The sequence below is a fragment of the Mesorhizobium sp. WSM1386 genome (assembly GCF_055901595.1).
This window is the reverse complement of record NZ_CM148373.1, coordinates 1,791,394-1,807,937: the sequence shown is the minus strand read 5'-3', so window position 1 is coordinate 1,807,937 and position 16,544 is coordinate 1,791,394. Positions and strand designations below refer to the sequence as shown.

The following is a 16,544-nucleotide window of genomic DNA, read 5'->3' as shown; positions in this document are numbered from 1 at the left end:
AAGGGCAGGCTGGAATGACCGAAAAGGCCGTGGATCGTCTTATCGAAAAGCTGGACGGCTTGGCACCGACCACGGCGCTGGTGCTGGGGTCGGGCCTCGGCGGCTTGGTCGACCGGATCGAGCACCCGATCCGCGTCTCCTATGCCGATCTGCCCGGCTTCCCCAGAAGCGGCGTCAGCGGCCATGCCGGCGAAGTGGTGGCGGGGCTGTTTGCCGGCACGCCGGTGCTGATGCTGTCCGGCCGTGCTCACTATTACGAGCATGGCAACGCTGCGGCGATGCGACCGGTGCTGGAAGTGCTCGCCGGCATCGGCATCACCAAACTAATCCTCACCAACGCCGCCGGCTCGGTCGATCCCGAGATGCTGCCGGGCTCGATCATGCTGATATCGGACCATATCAACTTCTCCGGCACCAATCCGCTGATCGGCGAGCCAAGCGACCGCCGCTTCGTCGGTCTCACCGAAGCCTATGATGCCGGCATCCGCAAAGCGATTGAACAGGCCGCGAAGGCTACGGGCACGGCGCTGCACAAGGGCGTCTACATGTGGTTTTCCGGCCCGTGCTTCGAAACGCCGGCCGAGATCCGCATGGCGCGCATCATGGGCGCCAACGCTGTCGGCATGTCGACCGTGCCGGAGGTCATTCTCGCCCGTTTTCTTGGCCTGCGCGTCGCCGCCTGCTCGGTCATCACCAATCTGGCGGCCGGCATGACCGGAGCCGAGCTTTCGCACCAGGAGACCAAGGACATGGCGCCGGTCGGCGGGTCGCGGCTGGCGACGGTCCTGCAGCGTGTGTTCCGCGACGGACTGCTGGAGAACTGATGCTTCCGCAGGAAATCATCCGCCACAAGCGCGACGGCCAGAGGCTGCCGGCCCGTGAAATTGCCGCCTTCATTGACGGCGTCACGTCGGGCACCGTCACCGATGGCCAGGTCGCGGCTTTCGCCATGGCGGTGTTCTTCAACGGCATGAACCGCGACGAGGCCGTGGCGTTGACGCTGGCCATGCGCGATTCCGGCGACGTGCTCGATTGGTCGGATCTGCCGGGCCCCGTCACCGACAAGCATTCGACGGGCGGCGTCGGCGACAATGTCTCGCTGATGCTGGCGCCGATCGTTGCCGCCTGCGGCGCCTATGTACCGATGATATCGGGTCGTGGCCTCGGCCATACCGGCGGCACACTGGACAAGATGGATGCCATCCCCGGCTATGCCAGCCAGCCCGACATCGCGCTGTTTCGCAAGGCGGTGCTGGAAACGGGTTGCGCCATTATCGGCCAGACCGCCGATCTCGCGCCGGCGGACCACCGGCTTTACGCCATTCGCGACGTCACCGGAACCGTGGAATCGGTGCCGCTGATCACCGCCTCGATCCTGTCGAAAAAGCTGGCCGCGGGCCTCGGCTCGCTGGTGCTCGACGTCAAGGTCGGCAACGGCGCCTTCATGGAGAAGTCGCGCGACGCGACGGCACTCGCCAACAGCCTGGTCGAGGTCGCCAGCGGCGCGGGGTTGAAGGTCTCGGCGCTGATCACCGGCATGAACGAACCGCTGGCGTCCGCCGCCGGCAATGCCGTCGAGGTGCGCAACGCCGTCGATTTCCTGACCGGCCGTTTTCGCGACCGGCGGCTGGAGGATGTGACGCTGGCGCTGGCGGCCGAAATGCTGCAGTCGGCGGGACTGGTATCGTCCAACCAGGACGGCATGCGGCGCGCCACGGAGACGCTTGTCAGCGGCCGCGCCGCCGCCACCTTCGCGCGCATGGTGTCGGTGCTCGGCGGCCCCGCCGATTTCATCGAGAGGCCGGAAAAATACCTGGCCGAGGCGGCAACCGAATTTGCGGTCAAGGCAACGACCGACGGCTTCGTCACCGGCATCGCCACCCGCGACATCGGCCTGGCGGTGGTTGGCCTTGGCGGCGGGCGCACGCGGCCGGACGACAAGATCGACCCGGCGGTTGGCATCACCAGGCTACTGCCCATCGGCGCCGAGGTCGGGGCTGGCGAGCCGCTGGCGCTGGTGCATGCCCGCTCACCATCCGATGCCGAGGCCGCGGCCGCGGCCGTGCTTTCAGCCTACACGATCGGGGCTTCGAAACCGCCGGCGGATAAAACCGTCATGCGGCGGATTCTGGCGCGCGGTTGACCGGACGGAACTCTTCCTATTGAGCGAGCAGCAAGGTGCCGTTTTCGGCCTGGTATTTGCCAAGCCTGTTGAGGAAGCTCATGCCGATCAGGTTGGTGCGCAGCGCCTTATCGTCGAGCACGATAGCTTGCACGTCATCGACGGTGATGCTGCCGATCTGCAGCCGATCGATCATCACCACGGCCGCCTTGATGGTGCCGTTGGCGGTGCTGACCTCACGGCTGAAATCGGATGGATTGAGCGACAGCCCGATCCTGCGCGCCGTCGACGTATTGACCGCGACCAGTGTCGCGCCCGTGTCGATCATGCCATCGACCTGACGGCCGTTGAGCTTGAAGGTCGATGAAAAGTGTCCGCGCTCGTCCGCCGCGACGACCACCTTGCGGCCGGCCGGTTTCGGCGCCACCGGCTTGTCGGGCACCGATGCCAGGTTGATGTCGGGCTGGGCCTGGGTCTCGGCGTCGGGCTTGGCCGTCACCGCCGATCTCAGAAGGTTTTCGAAGACCTGCGGATTTGACTGGTAGACAACCGGGATCGACGCCGATGTGCCGGCAAAGACGCTGAAGATGAGAAGTTTGCGCAGCATGGATCGGCCTTTGTGAGTACCGATCCTTTAGCGCCGGATGGTGTTTGCCGCTTTAACGGGCGCTAAAACCGCGCCGTTGCGTAAACATTTGGTAAATTATTTGGTCCCGTACATGCGGTCGCCGGCATCGCCGAGGCCGGGCATGATGTAGCCCTTCTCGTTGAGCTGGCGGTCGATGGACGCGGTGAAGACCGGAACGTCGGGATGCGCGGTGGTGAAGCGCTCGATGCCTTCGGGCGCCGCCAGCAGGCACAGGAAGCGGATGTTGGTGGCGCCGCGCTCTTTCAATTTGTCGATCGCCGCGATCGCCGAATTGGCTGTCGCCAGCATCGGATCGACGACGATCACAAGCCGGTCGGCCAGATCGCTCGGCGCCTTGAAGAAATACTCGACTGCCTCCAGCGTCTCGTGATCGCGGTAGAGGCCGACATGGGCGACGCGGGCTGCCGGCACCAGGTCGAGCAGGCCTTCCAGCAAGCCATTGCCGGCACGCAGCACCGAGGCGAAGACCAGCTTCTTGCCCTCGAGCGTCGGCGCTTCCATGGTCTCCATCGGCGTTTCGATCGTCGTCGTCGTCAGTTCGAGATTGCGGGTGACCTCGTAGCCGAGCAGCAGCGATATTTCGCGCAGCAACCGCCGGAAGCCGGCTGTCGAGGTCTCCTTCTTGCGCATGATGGTCAGCTTGTGCTGGACAAGCGGATGGTCGACGACGGTGACGCCCTTCATGATGTTCTCCTGATGCGTGTCGCCCTATGCGCACAGGCGCGGCAGGCAGCTCGGACGACCCTAGCGGCTATGCGCCGGCCAAGGAACCGCCTGGGCTCGGTGGACCACAGATTTCGCAGAAATCAGCGCGCCACCGCGTTCAACCGGGCAAGAAGCGCGGACTTGGTCTTGCGATCGACGAAAGCGGCCTCGATCGCCGTTCGGGTGACGGCGGCCAGCGCTTTCTCGCTCATGGCGAAATGTTCGGCGGCGATGTCGTATTCGCGCTTCAGCGAGGTCCAGAAATAAGGCGGGTCGTCGGAGTTGAGCGTCACCTTGCAGCCGGCGGCCTTGAGCGCCGGAAACGGATGATCGGCAAAACTGTCGAACACCTTGAGCGCGATATTGGAACCCGGGCAGCACTCCAAAACGACGCCTTCATCGGCGATGCGCCGGACAAGATCCGGGTTTTCGATGGCGCGCACGCCATGGCCGATGCGCGAGGGACGGATATGGTCGAGCGCGGCCTGGACAGTCTCCCAGCCGGTCAGTTCGCCGGCATGGACGGTGATGCCGAGCCCGGCCTCGCGGGCGATCTCGAAAGCCCTGACATAGTCCTCCATGTCGCCCATGCGCTCATCGCCGGCGACACCGAAGCCGGTGACCAGCGGATGCCCGCAGCGCGCCGCGAAGCGCGCCGCCCGCTCGATCGATTCCACGCCGACATGACGCACGCCGGTGACGATCATGCGGCCCTCGATGCCTGTCTTGGCCTTGGCGCGCAGCATGCCTTCGCCGAGCGCGTCGATATAGGCCTTGGGGGACAGCCCGGCTTTCTCCGCATGGTCCGGCGAGGTGAAGACCTCGGAATAGATGGCGCCGTCACGGGCCAGGCTGGTCAGATAATGGTCGGCCAGCCGCGCATAATCCTCCTCGGTCCGAAACAGGTCGGAGGAGAAGTCATAGGCCGCGAGAAAGGACGTGAAATCATGCCAGACGAAGGAACCGTTCTGGATATAGGGCGAGGTGTCCTTGCCGTATTTCTGCGCCTGGCGGATGACGAGTTCGGGCGCCGCTGCCCCTTCGATATGGCAGTGCAGTTCCGCTTTCAAAGGCATTCAAACATCCCGTCGGTCAGTCCAGGTCTTGAAAACCAGCACCTGGAAGCGCGGCTGAACACCGCGCCTTAAACAATAGCGCCCGCACCATCGATCGGCTATGGTCCCGCCGGTTTTATGACGGATCAAAAAAATGTCAGTTGAGAGAACCACGGCCGCGGGCGGCATGGAAACCTCCTATGGTTTCAAGCGTGTAGGGGAAGGCGAAAAGCAGTCCCTGGTCAACGATGTTTTCCACAAGGTGGCCAACCGCTACGACCTGATGAACGATCTGATGTCGGGCGGCCTGCACCGGCTGTGGAAGGATGCCATGGTGACATGGCTGAACCCTCCGAAAAGAGTGGGCTGGAAGGTGCTCGACGTGGCCGGCGGCACCGGCGACATCGCGTTTCGCATCGTCGACGCAAGCCATGGCAACGCACATGCCACCGTGCTCGACATCAATGGCTCGATGCTCGCTGTCGGCCGCGACAGGGCGCAGAAGAAAGGCCTGTCCGGCAACACCGACTTCGTCGAGGCCAATGCCGAGGAACTGCCTTTCGCCGACGCCACTTTCGACGCCTACACCATCGCTTTCGGCATTCGCAACGTGCCGCATATCGACGTCGCTCTGGGTGAAGCGTTCCGCGTGCTGAAGCCGGGCGGCCGTTTCCTGTGCCTGGAATTTTCCGAGGTCGAGATGCCGCTGCTCGACAAGGTCTACGGAGCCTGGTCCTTCAACGCCATTCCCAGGATCGGCAAGATGGTCACCGGCGACGGCGAGCCTTATTCCTATCTGGTCGAATCGATCGCGAAATTCCCCAATCAGGCAAACTTTGCTTCCATGATCACCCACGCGGGCTTCGACCGTGTTTCCTTCCGCAATTATTCCGGCGGCATCGCGGCATTGCATTCGGGCTGGAAGCTTTGAGGTTCGACCGCATTTCCCATTCTCGATATGGCCCCTGCCGGTTCTTTGAACCGACAGGATGTATGCAGCCATGAGCAGCGTCGGCGCCGGTTTCAGGCTCATGCGGGCCGGCTGGGTGCTGGTGCGCGAGGGCGTCGTTGCCGCCTTGCCGGGCGAGGAATTGTCGGGCCTGCCGAAACTCGGCTGGCGGCTGGCGCGGCTGTTCACCCGCCGCCGCGCGCTGGCCTATGAGCGCAGTGACCGGCTGGCCAAGGCAGTGGTCCGGCTCGGACCATCCTATGTCAAGCTCGGCCAGTTCCTCGCGACACGGCCCGACGTCGTCGGCAACGACATGGCGCTCGATCTCGCCATGCTGCAGGACAAGATGCACACCTTCCCGAAGGTCGAGGCGGTCGCGGCCATCGAGGCTTCGCTCGGGCGCAAGATAGGCGATCTCTACACGCAATTCGGCGATCCGGTCGCCGCTGCCTCGATCGCCCAGGTCCATGCCGCTGAAACCGTCCAGGCTGGCGTCGCGACCAAGGTGGCGGTCAAGGTGATCCGGCCGGGCGTGCGCCGCCGCTTCTTCCAGGACCTCGAAAGCTATTTTCTGGCCGCGCGCCTGCAGGAGAAATACATCCCGTCGTCACGCCGGCTGCGGCCGGTGGAGGTGACCGAGACGCTGGCGCAGACCACCAGGATCGAGATGGATCTGCGCCTCGAGGCGGCGGCACTCTCGGAACTCGGCGAAAGCACCAGGAATGATCCTGGTTTTCGCGTGCCATCCGTCGACTGGGAGCGCACCGGCCGCGATGTGCTGACCATGGAGTGGGTCGACGGCGTCAAGATGAACGATATCGCAGGCCTTCAAGCGGCGGGCCACGATCTCAAGGCGATCGCCACCAATCTCATCCAGTCCTTCCTGCGCCATACGTTGCGCGACGGCTTCTTCCATGCCGATATGCATCCGGGCAATTTGTTCGTCGAAGCAAACGGCACCATCGTCGCCGTCGATCTCGGCATCGCCGGCCGGCTCGGCAAGAAGGAGCGCCGCTTTCTTGCGGAAATCCTCTACGGCTTCATCACGCGCGACTATCTGCGCGTTGCCGAAGTCCATTTCGAGGCTGGCTACGTTCCGCGCCAGCACAATGTCTCGGCCTTCGCGCAGGCGATCCGCGCTATCGGAGAGCCGATCCATGGCCAGCCGGCCGAAACGATTTCGATGGCCAAGCTTCTGACGCTGCTGTTCGAGGTGACCGAGCTCTTCGACATGGCGACACGGCCTGAACTGATCCTGCTGCAGAAGACCATGGTGGTGGTCGAGGGCGTGGCGCGTACGCTCGATCCGGGCTTCAACATGTGGAAGACGGCCGAACCGGTCGTCGGCGGCTGGATATCAGGCAATCTCGGCCCGCGTGGCCTGATGGCCGATGCGCGCGACGGCGGCAAGGCGATGCTGGCGCTGCTTCGCCAGGTGCCTGAGCTTGCAGTGCGCACCGAGCGGCTGTCGCGCGAGATCGACCTGATGGCCGAGCACGGCCTGCGCTTCGACGAGAACACCGCCCGCGCCATCGGCAAGGCTGAAGCGCGCTACAGCCGCTCCGGCCGTGTCGCGCTGTGGGTGATCGCGCTGACGCTGGTCTATATCGCCTGGAAGATCTTTTAGGCTCTGGCGCCATAGCTTGCGAGCATTTGATTGCATTGATATCATTGCAATCGATCAATCTCGGCAAAGTGCAATCATATGGCTAGCATCACGATCCGCAATCTCGACGATGAGGTCAAGGAACTGCTGCGCCGACTTGCGGCGGAAAATAGCCGTTCCATGGAAGAACAGGCGCGGGTGATGATCCGGGCCGCTGTCGACCGCCAGATCGTGCCTGAAGAGACCCTGCGCGAGCTGACGAGCGTGCACGGCACGGCGATCCCGGCTGCCGCCCCCGCAGGCAAGATGTCGCCGCGCGGCGCCCTTTCCGGCAAACGCATCCTGCTCATCATCGGCGGTGGCATCGCCGCCTACAAATCGCTCGATCTCATCCGCCGGCTGCGCGAGCGCGGTGCCACGGTGCGCGTGGTCATGACATCGGCGGCGCAGGAATTCGTCACCACATTGTCGGTCGGCGCGCTCTCGGCCGATCATGTCTTCACCGAGTTGTTCGACCGCAATGACGAGCACGATGTCGGCCACATCAGGCTGTCGCGCGAAGCCGACCTTTTGGTGGTCGCTCCCGCCACCGCCGACCTGATGGCAAAGCTCGCCAATGGCCATGCCAACGATCTTGCCTCGACAGTGCTCATCGCCACCGACAAGCCGGTGCTGATGGCGCCGGCCATGAACCCCAGGATGTGGTCACACCCCGCTACCCGCCGCAATCGCGCGACGCTGGGCAAGGACGGCGTCGGCTTCGTCGGCCCGGCCAAAGGCGAGATGGCCGAGAGCAACGAGGCCGGCGAAGGCCGCATGGCCGAACCGCTGGAGATCGTGGCCGCCGTCGAGGCGCTGCTCGATGTCGGCCCCAAGCCGCTGGCGCGACGCAAGATCATCGTCACCTCCGGCCCGACGCACGAGCCGATCGACCCGGTGCGCTACATCGCCAACCGTTCGTCCGGCAAGCAGGGCCACGCGATCGCCGCCGCGTTGGCAAGGCTTGGCGCCGACGTGCGCCTCGTCTCCGGTCCTGTCGGCATCGCCGATCCCGCCGGCGTGACGACCATCCATGTCGAACGTGCACATGAAATGCGTGACGCGGTGGAACAGCTCCTGCCCGCCGACGCGGCGGTGTTCGTCGCCGCCGTCGCCGACTGGCGCACCGAAAATTCAGCCGATGAAAAGATCAAGAAGGTGGCTGGCGAAGGGCCACCGGTACTGCGCATGGTCGAAAACCCCGACATCCTCGCAGGGGTCGGCCACCACAAGCAGCGGCCCCGCCTTGTCGTCGGCTTCGCGGCCGAGACCCAGGATCTCCTGCGCAACGCCGAAGCCAAACTTTCGAAGAAGGGCGCCGATTTCATCGTCGCCAACGATGTGTCGCAGGAAAGCGGCATCGGCGCTTCGGGCGTGATGGGCGGTGATCGCAACCGGGTGCGGATCGTGTCCGAGGCCGGCGTCGAGGAATGGCCCGAGATGACCAAGGACGAGGTGGCGGCACGGCTCGCCGCCCTCATCGCCGAGCGGTTGAAAACGATCGTCGTGTAGGCGTTTCCAGGAAAAGTGTGAAACGTTTTTCCCGGGAAAAGCGCATAGCGCTTTCCCTTGGGAATTGGGTCCAAACAAAGAGTTAGAGCAGTTCACCGGTTCCGTTCACAGTGAACTGCTCCGTCAATTGGACAGGAGTTCCGCGGTTCGAGCCAGCTGCTGGGTTGCCGGGCAGATTCTCCGCCGCCGCGAAGGCAATCCAGGGCGATCCATGTGCCGGCCATGGCATCGCCGGACAAACGCCCTATATGCAAGGGATGAACAGGATTTTTTGCAGGAACGAGCGAATGTCAGCGCGTCGAACACCGGCGGCCATTGCCGCGGCGCTACTAGCCGCTGTGGTCCTGGCGGGCTTTGGTCAATCTGCTTCCGCGCAGATCGTCATTCCCTCGGCCAACGGCAATGCCCAGATCCAGCAGAACGACCTGCAGGCCTTGCAGAACCGGGTTCAGCGCCAGCAATTCCAGCAGCAGCAGCAACAGTATCGTGCCCAGGACCGCGTGGTCGTCCAGCCGCCGCAGCCGGTCGTGCCGCGGGTCAAGCCGAGCTGTCAGACGCAGATAATTGGCAACACCGCCGTGAGCACCTGCCGCTGACAGGCGGCTACCTTCTTTTATTTAGCCGACTTACATGGTAGGGGCCTTCAAGTGCCCCTGCGGCAGTTTGGGTTTTGCAAAGATGCCGCATCACGCTATGGGGCACTGCACCGACTGGATTTTTACGAATGGCAGCCACCAAGAAAAAGGCCGTGCGCAAAGCCAAGAAAGGCGAGAGGATCCGCCAGGTGGCGGCTATCCCCTTTCGGCTGAACGCACGCGGCGACATCGAGGTGATGCTGGTCACGTCGAGAACGACGAGACGCTTCATCGTGCCCAAGGGCTGGCCTATGAAAGGCAAGAGCGGGCGCAAGGCGGCCACCATCGAGGCGCAAGAGGAAGCCGGCGTGCTCGGCAGGACGCTGAAGCAACCGGCGGGCCTCTATTCCTACTGGAAGCGGCTGGCCAACCGTTTTGTCCGCGTCGACGTCATCGTCTATCTGCTTGAAGTGACGGAAGAGCTTGCCGACTGGCAGGAAGCCAAGCGGCGGCAGCGGGCCTGGCTGGCGCCGGCCGACGCCGCGATGCTCATCGATGAACCTGATCTCTCGACGCTGGTGAAGACCTTGAAACTTCCCGAGCCCGCGCCGGTCGACGCAGCCTGAGGCAAGGCCATGGGCAAGCGCACCATCGCCGAGGTCGTCGAAAGCGACGGCATCGCAGCCGCTCTGCCGGCGATCGGCGTCGACTATGCCCAGGGCTATGGGATCGCCATGCCGCAGCCCTTCGATGCCTCGGCGGTGCTGCTCGGCCCGAGAAGCGCTCCAGCCACAGCCGACACCGCCGATCCTTGGGCCGATCAGGCGCGCAAGCTGCGCCGCAGGCGGGCCAAGGTCTCCAATCCCGGTTTTAAGGCTGCCGCTCCAGCAGGACGGTCGGGGCGTCGTGATAGCTTGTCCGAACCACTTCCCGGTAGCCGCACTTCGTCGCGACGTTCAATGAGGCGGTATTCTCCGGATCGATGATGCAGACGGTTTTCGTGCGCCCGAATGTCTCTTCGCCCCATGAAAGCACGCGGCCGACGACCTCGGTGGCAAGGCCAGCGCCATGCACCGTCGGCGCCAGCGCCCAGCCGGCCTCCGGGATACCCTCTATCGATGGCTGGATATTGCGCTTCAGGTCGTGAAAACCGGCCTCGCCGACGAAGCGGCCCGTCGCCTTCTCCTCGATGGCCCAGAAGCCGTAGCCCAGCAGCGACCACAGGCCAGCGTGGCGCAGGAAGCGCATCCAGCTTTCCTCGCGCGTGCGTGGCTTGCCGCCGATGAAGCGGGTGACGACCGGATCGGCCCACATGTCGACATAGGCATCGAAATCGCCGAGCCGGTGCGCCCGCAGGATGGTTCGCTGCGTCTCGATGAACGGAACGCCGTGCGGATTGGTCATGATGATCTGCCTCGCTGGTCGTCAGCGCTTACCAAATCGCCGCTGCGGCGCAAGGGCCAGGGCGACACGCGCCATCATCCAGGGCGCCGTGGCGCTACACAAGCTCGCTCCGGGAATTTTATCCGGGAGTGTTATTTTCCCGGCAGGCAGATTCGAGCACCCTTTAGGCAATCTTTTCAGACGTGGACTGGGCCGTCGTCAAACCCAGGGGAACGAGCATGGACACCACCGACCTTGTGCTTGCCATCGTCCATCATCTGCTGGTGTTTTCCCTTGCAGGCATCATCGGCGCCGAGTTCGTTCTGATCCGCGGCGACCTCGCCGCCGCCACGCTCAAGCGACTCGCTGGCATCGACCGCCACTATGGCATCATCGCCGCGCTTATCATCATCGTCGGCATCGGCCGTGTCTTCTGGAGCCTCAAGGGTTGGGAATTCTACGTCTACAACTGGATGTTCTGGGCCAAGATGGCGGCGTTTGGTGTTGTCGGCCTGCTGTCGATCATCCCGACCATCCGTTTCATCTCCTGGAACAGGCAGGCCAGCGCCAATCCAGCCTTCGCCGTGCCAGCAAGCGAACTGGCTTCGGTCAAGACCTATATCCGCGCCGAAGCCTTCGTCTTCCTGCTGATCCCGGTCTTCGCGGCGGCGATGGCGCGCGGCTACGGCTACTAACCAGCGGCAACCGTTTCGAGCGGAGCGATCGGCACCAGGGGGGCCGGAATGCCGGTCGTCTTCACCTCCGCCTTGCAGATGTCGGCGATGACGCAGGCTGGGCAATCCGGCTTGCGCGCCTTGCAGACATAGCGGCCATGCAGGATCAGCCAGTGATGTGCATGGCGCATGTATTCGTCCGGGATTATCCTTAGCAGCCCCTGCTCGACCTGCTCCGGCGTCTTGCCGGGCGCCAGCCCGAGCCGGTTACCGATCCGGAAAATATGTGTGTCGACCGCCATCGTATGCTGGCCGAAGGCCATGTTGAGCACGACATTGGCGGTCTTGCGCCCGACCCCGGGCAATTTGACCAGCTCGTCGCGGTCGTCAGGCACCGCGCCGCCATGGTCGCGGATCAGCGCTTCGGACAGCGCGATGACGTTCTTGGCCTTGTTGCGCCACAGGCCGATGGTTCTGATGTGGTCGCCGACCTTGGCCTCACCCAGCGCCAACATCTTCTGCGGCGTATCGGCGGCCTTGAACAGGGCCCGTGTCGCCTTGTTGACGCCGGCATCCGTCGCCTGCGCCGACAGCACCACCGCGACCAGCAGCGTGAAGGCGTTGAGATGTTCGAGTTCGCCCTTCGGTTCCGGCCGCTGGACGGAAAAGCGCCGGAAGATCTCGTGCACTTCCGCCGGGCTGTAGCGCGACGAACCCCGTGCCGGACGTGGGCGTGGTTTGGCGTTCGAGCCGTCACGCCGGCCGGGCGCGAGTTCTTTTTTGGGCATGGAAGACTCTTTGGACTTGGGGCTCGCCATTCCCTTCCTATAATATCCAGTCATGAGCGACACAAACGCCTCATTCCAGGCCGACGAACCATTCTTCCAGGCACTGCTGACCCCACACCGGTCGCTGGGCAGGACGGGCTTCTTCGTGCTGATGGGAGCGCTGCTGTTCGGCTGGCTGGTGACGGGCGCGTTTTTCCTGTCGCGCGGCGCCTGGCCGGTGTTCGGCTTCTTCGGCCTCGACGTGGTCGCCGTCTACGTCGCCTTCCGCGTCAACTATCGGGCTGCCCGCGCCTGCGAGGAGGTGTCGGTCTCACGCACCAGCCTCGACATCCGCAAGACCGCACCCTCCGGAAAATCGGAAGCGCATCGCTTCAATCCGCTCTGGGCAAGGTTTTCGGTCGCCCGACATGCCGAGATCGGGATCACCAGGATGACGGTCGAAGGACAAGGCCAGAACGTACCAATCGGCGGCTTTCTCGATCCCGATTCGCGCGAGACTTTTGCGACGGCCTTTTCGCGGGCGCTGGCGACCGCCAAGACGCGCTAGAAGCAATTCCCGGAAAGTACGCAGCGCTTTCCCTGGGGAATTGGGGCAAACAACGTACTTCAGAACCTGTAGCGCAAAAGCCTGCCGATCTTGCGCAATGCGGGAATGTGCTTCCAGAGGCGAACGAACAGCTTGGCGGGCCAGCCCATGCGAGCAGCGTGTTCGGGCTTGTAGGCCGGGATATCCTCGACGAACCGCAGCTTCGGAACCGCCAGTTCCAGCTCGTGCGGATCCTCGATAGCCCAATGGACCTCGGCGCCTGTCGCCCTGATCGCCGGATTGAGGCGAAGCAGCTTCAGGCCGAAACGGCTATAGGCGTCGAATATCAACTCGCCGCCGGCAAGATGGGAGACAAGCCTCGAAAGCAGGCGTGGCCCTTCTTCGGCCGGGAGATAGGGCGTCAGCCCTTCCGCCACGACGATGGCCGCGCGGTTGCGCGGCATTTCGGCCAGCCAATCGGGATGGGTCACCGACGAACCGACCAGATGGTGGCGATCGCGTGACGGGTAGAGTTTGCGCCTGAGTTCGATGGCCTCGGGATAATCGACGTCGAACCAGTCCACGCCTGATGGTGGATCGACCCGAAAGACACGCGTATCGAGCCCGCAACCAAGATGCAGCACGATGGCGCCAGGGTTTCTGGCCAGAAAATCCTGCACGTGGACGTCCAGCGTCTTGGCTCGGATCGCCAGGCCAATGCCGAGATTGACGTCGACCTTGAGCCTGGCAAAATCATAGTCGATCTTGCCAACCGCCTCGTCGGCGAAATGGTCCTCCAGCAGCGAATTGGGCAGCCGGCTCTCCAGCGCCTTGCCGTAGAGCGTCATCAGCAAGGTTTCCCTTTCCCCGGTCAGATGCACTTTCTCGCCAGCCATCTGTGCCTCGTGGTTCGAAATTGCGTGTCTATCTGGGTATGCGCCGCAAGAAGGCAAGTTTCGGGTGGCGATCGGCGCCCCAAGGGGCGATATTCCGGCTCAAGGAGATGCTTCCATGAGCACACACACAGCAGTCCTCGAGAGGGACATCACGCCGCAAGGCAGCGACTACGAGATTGTGCGCCGCGCCATCGAGAAGATCAGCCTCGACTACCGCGATCAGCCATCGCTGGAAGAACTGGCCGAAGAGGTTGGCGAGACACCGACCGGCCTGCAAAAACTCTTCACCCGCTGGGCCGGCCTGTCGCCCAAGGCGTTCCTCCAGGCAGTGACGCTGGACCATGCGCGCAGATTGCTCGATTCCGGCATGCCGCTGCTCGAAACCTCGTTCGAACTGGGCATGTCCGGCCCCGGCCGGCTGCATGACCTGTTCGTCACCCATGAGGCGATGTCGCCGGGCGACTACAAGACGCGCGGCGCGGGCCTCACCATTCGCTGTGGCTACCACCCCTCGCCGTTCGGCACCGCCTTGATCATGGCCACCGACCGCGGGCTTGCCGGCCTTGCCTTCAGCGATCCGGGCGAGGAGCGCGCCGCCTTCGCCGACATGTCCAGCCGCTGGCCGAACGCCAACTATGTCGAGGACATGGCCGCGACCGGCCCCTACGCCGCGCGCATCTTCGACCCGACGCTGTGGCGTCCCGATCAGCCGCTGCATGTCGTCATGATTGGTACCGACTTCCAGGTTCGTGTCTGGGAGGCGCTGCTCAATATTCCGATGGGCAAGGCTCGCACCTATTCCTCGATCGCCGCCAGCATAGGCGCGCCAAGCGCCAGCCGGGCGGTCGGCGCCGCCAACGGCGCCAATCCGCTCTCCTTCGTGGTTCCCTGCCACCGCGCCATCGGCAAGTCCGGCGACCTCACCGGCTATCACTGGGGCCTGACCCGCAAACGCGCCATCCTTGGATGGGAGGCCGGGCAAGTGTCGTCGTGAATATCGATTTTCCAGTTTCCGCCGTATAAATCTACATATCCTTATAAACGGAACATATCGACAATAATTCTGCGGCGTTTTTCTTCCTTACAACCTACGACAACCCAGGGTTTGCGCAACAGGTACTTCAACTAACTATTTTAGTTTACCCTAAATTAACCACGATAAAGCGATGATGACCTATATTAATTCGGGCAATCCGGCTTAGTAGGAGGTCTCGATGAAGTTGTTTCGTGCTGCCTTCGGTGCAGCCATGTTGGTCGTCTGTATGGACCAGGCGGCGTTGGCCACGACGCAGAATGTCATTTTCAACGGCACGATCACCGCGACCTGTACGCTGGTGGTCGCCACCAATGGCACGATGACGGTGAGCCCCGATCTCCAGTCGCTGAGCTCGCATAACAGCGGTGGCTCGGCGGGGACGGTCACGCTCACCACCACCGGAGGTGTGTCGCTGAGCGTCGACCCGGTCACCATCACCACAGTGCCGGCCGCCGACACCACGGCCATCACCTGGACGCCAACCTATTCGGCGAGCGGTGCCCATACGATAGCGGAGACGGGCTCGGCCACCAGCCTGACCGCCCCCGGTGCCGATCTCGTCACGGTCCACCTCGCCGGCACCAAGGGCGGCAGCAACCGCTTCGCCTCTGGAAGCTATCAGGCAACGGTGACGGTGCGCTGCGAATAGCCCTCGGGAAGGAGGCATCCTTGACCTTTTCTGGAACCTTGGCGACGGCGCTGGCCGTCGGCCTGATCCCTGTTGCCGCGGCGGCTCAGTCGATGTCGCCGATGCGCGGGGAGGTCAACAGTTTCACTGACGTCTTCGCGGTCCGCGTCTTCCCGGCCAATCCCTACGACCAGAAGATCAAGATCGAAGTCCACGTCTACGATCAGGATTTTCAGCCGGTGGAGGCCAAAATCTCTCCCAGTGTCTTCCAACTGGCTTCGCAGGCTTCCCGTCCCGTCCTTGTGGTCGTCCCCTTCGACGGCGCCCCCGACCGTAAAGTGCGTATCTGTACCGAAAGCATTCCCTTTCCCAATCAGCAGACCCAGATAAAGGCACAGATATGCGGAAAGTTCTTTGGACATCGCAAGTCCTGACGCTGGCACTCGCGGTTGCCTCGGCAAGCGCCGCGCCTGCTCTGGCCGAGGATGTCTACAACCTCAACCAGAACGAGAGCGGCTTCAACCTGCCCGGCGTCACCTTGCCCCAGGGCCAGGACGAGGTTCATGCCGCTGACGGCACCACTTGCCGCTCGGCGGTTTCGGGAAGCGGCGCCTATCTCGATCTCGGCGTCATCAGAGGCAACAGCCAGTCGAACAATGACGTCGCCACCTATGGCCGGGTCGTGATCCCGATCGGCCGGACGCCGAAGCGTCTCGACTGCAGCCGGCTCTATGAACTCGAGGTGCAGCGCCTGCAAATGGAACTGAAGCTGTTGAAGATGGGCGTCAATGTCGACGGCGGCCAGACGGCGAGCGTGGCCTCCGCCGCGCCCACGGCCGCGTCACCTGGGTGGGCCAATGAAGGCTGGAGCATCAGGACCGGAAATGGCGATGGCAGGAAAAAGAAGAAAAAATAACTGCGCGCTGCTGGCGATGGCACTTGTCGGCTTCTGCCTTCCGGCGCGGGCGGCTATCATTGGCACTTGCACCATCATGGTCGGAGCATCGGGGACGATGACCGCCAATCCGGCCATCGGCATACTGAGTTCCAAGCAGGCCGGCGGATCGAGCGCCAGCGCCACCATCGTGGCAAGCTCCTTGCTGTGCTCCCTGTTCAATCTGCTGGACTGCTATTCCGTTTCGGCCCCGGCGCCTGCCGCATTCTCGTCCGCGCCGAGCGGCGGCGGCACCAACGTGACCTTCGCCTCGGTCTTCCGCCTGGATGGTGCTGGGGTCGACAACCCCGGCAGCGTGGCGCAGAGGGTCGTCAACGGAACGCACGGCTTGCAAGTCGACCTCACCGCCACCAAGTCGAGTGGAATCTTTCCTGCCGGCAGCTATCAGGGTACGGTCACCGTGCGCTGCGAATAGGCTCCGGCAGGACAAGTCCGGCTGGACCACT

20 protein-coding genes are annotated in these 16,544 nt (G+C 63.5%); 14 read left to right on the top strand and 6 right to left on the bottom strand.

Features of this window, described 5'->3' with window-relative positions:
• Positions 1–14 precede the first annotated feature (14 nt).
• Positions 15–824, top strand: coding sequence for a purine-nucleoside phosphorylase (locus tag AC0NIH_RS08870; protein ID WP_473463906.1), 810 nt, complete (start codon positions 15–17; stop codon positions 822–824).
• Positions 824–2,143, top strand: a complete 1,320-nt coding sequence (gene deoA, locus AC0NIH_RS08865; protein ID WP_473463904.1) for a thymidine phosphorylase — start codon at positions 824–826, stop codon at positions 2,141–2,143. Before AC0NIH_RS08870 ends, deoA begins: the two co-directional genes overlap by 1 nt.
• A gap of 16 nt (positions 2,144–2,159) precedes the next feature.
• Here the strand turns inward: deoA and AC0NIH_RS08860 are convergent, their stop codons facing one another.
• From AC0NIH_RS08860 to AC0NIH_RS08850, 3 genes are all read right to left on the bottom strand, one after another.
• Entirely contained in the window at positions 2,160–2,729 is a 570-nt protein-coding gene (locus AC0NIH_RS08860) for a TIGR02281 family clan AA aspartic protease (protein WP_473463902.1), read from the bottom strand.
• A gap of 96 nt (positions 2,730–2,825) precedes the next feature.
• Positions 2,826–3,455, bottom strand: a complete 630-nt coding sequence (gene upp, locus AC0NIH_RS08855) for a uracil phosphoribosyltransferase (protein WP_013893037.1) — start codon at positions 3,453–3,455, stop codon at positions 2,826–2,828.
• 122 nt (positions 3,456–3,577) lie between these two features.
• Positions 3,578–4,552 (bottom strand): adenosine deaminase, encoded by a 975-nt coding sequence (locus AC0NIH_RS08850; protein WP_473463899.1) that lies wholly within the window; start codon positions 4,550–4,552, stop codon positions 3,578–3,580.
• Between the two features lie 133 nt (positions 4,553–4,685).
• Here AC0NIH_RS08850 and ubiE point away from each other — a divergent pair, with 133 nt between their 5' ends.
• The 5 genes from ubiE to AC0NIH_RS08825 all read left to right on the top strand — a co-directional run bounded on the left by ubiE (position 4,686) and on the right by AC0NIH_RS08825 (position 9,838).
• Positions 4,686–5,462: a bifunctional demethylmenaquinone methyltransferase/2-methoxy-6-polyprenyl-1,4-benzoquinol methylase UbiE gene (ubiE, locus tag AC0NIH_RS08845; protein WP_473463896.1), complete on the top strand. Its 777-nt coding sequence runs from the start codon at positions 4,686–4,688 to the stop codon at positions 5,460–5,462.
• A gap of 70 nt (positions 5,463–5,532) precedes the next feature.
• On the top strand, positions 5,533–7,107 hold the full coding sequence (gene ubiB / locus AC0NIH_RS08840) for a 2-polyprenylphenol 6-hydroxylase (protein WP_473463894.1): 1,575 nt from the start codon (positions 5,533–5,535) through the stop codon (positions 7,105–7,107).
• A gap of 78 nt (positions 7,108–7,185) precedes the next feature.
• A complete protein-coding gene (coaBC, locus tag AC0NIH_RS08835; protein ID WP_473463891.1) occupies positions 7,186–8,637 on the top strand; it encodes a bifunctional phosphopantothenoylcysteine decarboxylase/phosphopantothenate--cysteine ligase CoaBC in 1,452 nt (483 codons plus the stop codon).
• A gap of 287 nt (positions 8,638–8,924) precedes the next feature.
• A complete protein-coding gene (locus tag AC0NIH_RS08830; protein WP_224730209.1) occupies positions 8,925–9,233 on the top strand; it encodes a hypothetical protein in 309 nt (102 codons plus the stop codon).
• Between the two features lie 128 nt (positions 9,234–9,361).
• Positions 9,362–9,838 (top strand): NUDIX hydrolase, encoded by a 477-nt coding sequence (locus tag AC0NIH_RS08825; RefSeq protein ID WP_473463889.1) that lies wholly within the window; start codon positions 9,362–9,364, stop codon positions 9,836–9,838.
• A gap of 244 nt (positions 9,839–10,082) precedes the next feature.
• Here the strand turns inward: AC0NIH_RS08825 and AC0NIH_RS08820 are convergent, their stop codons facing one another.
• Positions 10,083–10,616, bottom strand: coding sequence for a GNAT family N-acetyltransferase (locus AC0NIH_RS08820; protein ID WP_023768780.1), 534 nt, complete (start codon positions 10,614–10,616; stop codon positions 10,083–10,085).
• A 218-nt stretch (positions 10,617–10,834) separates the two neighbouring features.
• Between AC0NIH_RS08820 and AC0NIH_RS08815 the strand changes: the two genes are divergently transcribed.
• Positions 10,835–11,290, top strand: a complete 456-nt coding sequence (locus AC0NIH_RS08815; protein ID WP_023768781.1) for a DUF2214 family protein — start codon at positions 10,835–10,837, stop codon at positions 11,288–11,290.
• On the opposite strand, the gene nth is transcribed toward AC0NIH_RS08815, so the two are convergent.
• Complete coding sequence (gene nth / locus AC0NIH_RS08810) at positions 11,287–12,087, bottom strand: endonuclease III (RefSeq protein WP_473463886.1); 801 nt, start codon at positions 12,085–12,087, stop codon at positions 11,287–11,289. The two genes, AC0NIH_RS08815 and nth, sit on opposite strands and share 4 nt — an antisense overlap.
• Before the next feature lie 22 nt (positions 12,088–12,109).
• On the opposite strand from nth, the gene AC0NIH_RS08805 reads away from it, so the two are divergent.
• Positions 12,110–12,604, top strand: coding sequence for a DUF2244 domain-containing protein (locus tag AC0NIH_RS08805; RefSeq protein ID WP_473463883.1), 495 nt, complete (start codon positions 12,110–12,112; stop codon positions 12,602–12,604).
• Between the two features lie 59 nt (positions 12,605–12,663).
• Here AC0NIH_RS08805 and AC0NIH_RS08800 read toward each other — a convergent pair whose 3' ends face one another.
• A complete protein-coding gene (locus tag AC0NIH_RS08800) occupies positions 12,664–13,479 on the bottom strand; it encodes a class I SAM-dependent methyltransferase (RefSeq protein ID WP_473463881.1) in 816 nt (271 codons plus the stop codon).
• Between the two features lie 115 nt (positions 13,480–13,594).
• Between AC0NIH_RS08800 and AC0NIH_RS08795 the strand changes: the two genes are divergently transcribed.
• The 5 genes from AC0NIH_RS08795 to AC0NIH_RS08775 all read left to right on the top strand — a co-directional run bounded on the left by AC0NIH_RS08795 (position 13,595) and on the right by AC0NIH_RS08775 (position 16,513).
• Positions 13,595–14,473: a methylated-DNA--[protein]-cysteine S-methyltransferase gene (locus AC0NIH_RS08795; protein ID WP_473463878.1), complete on the top strand. Its 879-nt coding sequence runs from the start codon at positions 13,595–13,597 to the stop codon at positions 14,471–14,473.
• 220 nt (positions 14,474–14,693) lie between these two features.
• The gene (locus AC0NIH_RS08790) at positions 14,694–15,164 is read left to right on the top strand and encodes a hypothetical protein (RefSeq protein ID WP_023779278.1); all 471 of its coding nucleotides are present in this window, start codon (positions 14,694–14,696) and stop codon (positions 15,162–15,164) included.
• A gap of 20 nt (positions 15,165–15,184) precedes the next feature.
• Positions 15,185–15,577, top strand: a complete 393-nt coding sequence (locus AC0NIH_RS08785; protein ID WP_023768787.1) for a hypothetical protein — start codon at positions 15,185–15,187, stop codon at positions 15,575–15,577.
• A complete protein-coding gene (locus AC0NIH_RS08780) occupies positions 15,544–16,059 on the top strand; it encodes a hypothetical protein (protein WP_473463875.1) in 516 nt (171 codons plus the stop codon). The genes AC0NIH_RS08785 and AC0NIH_RS08780 overlap by 34 nt, the downstream gene beginning before the upstream one ends.
• Positions 16,034–16,513, top strand: a complete 480-nt coding sequence (locus AC0NIH_RS08775) for a hypothetical protein (protein ID WP_473463873.1) — start codon at positions 16,034–16,036, stop codon at positions 16,511–16,513. Before AC0NIH_RS08780 ends, AC0NIH_RS08775 begins: the two co-directional genes overlap by 26 nt.
• The last annotated feature ends 31 nt before the right edge of the window (positions 16,514–16,544 follow it).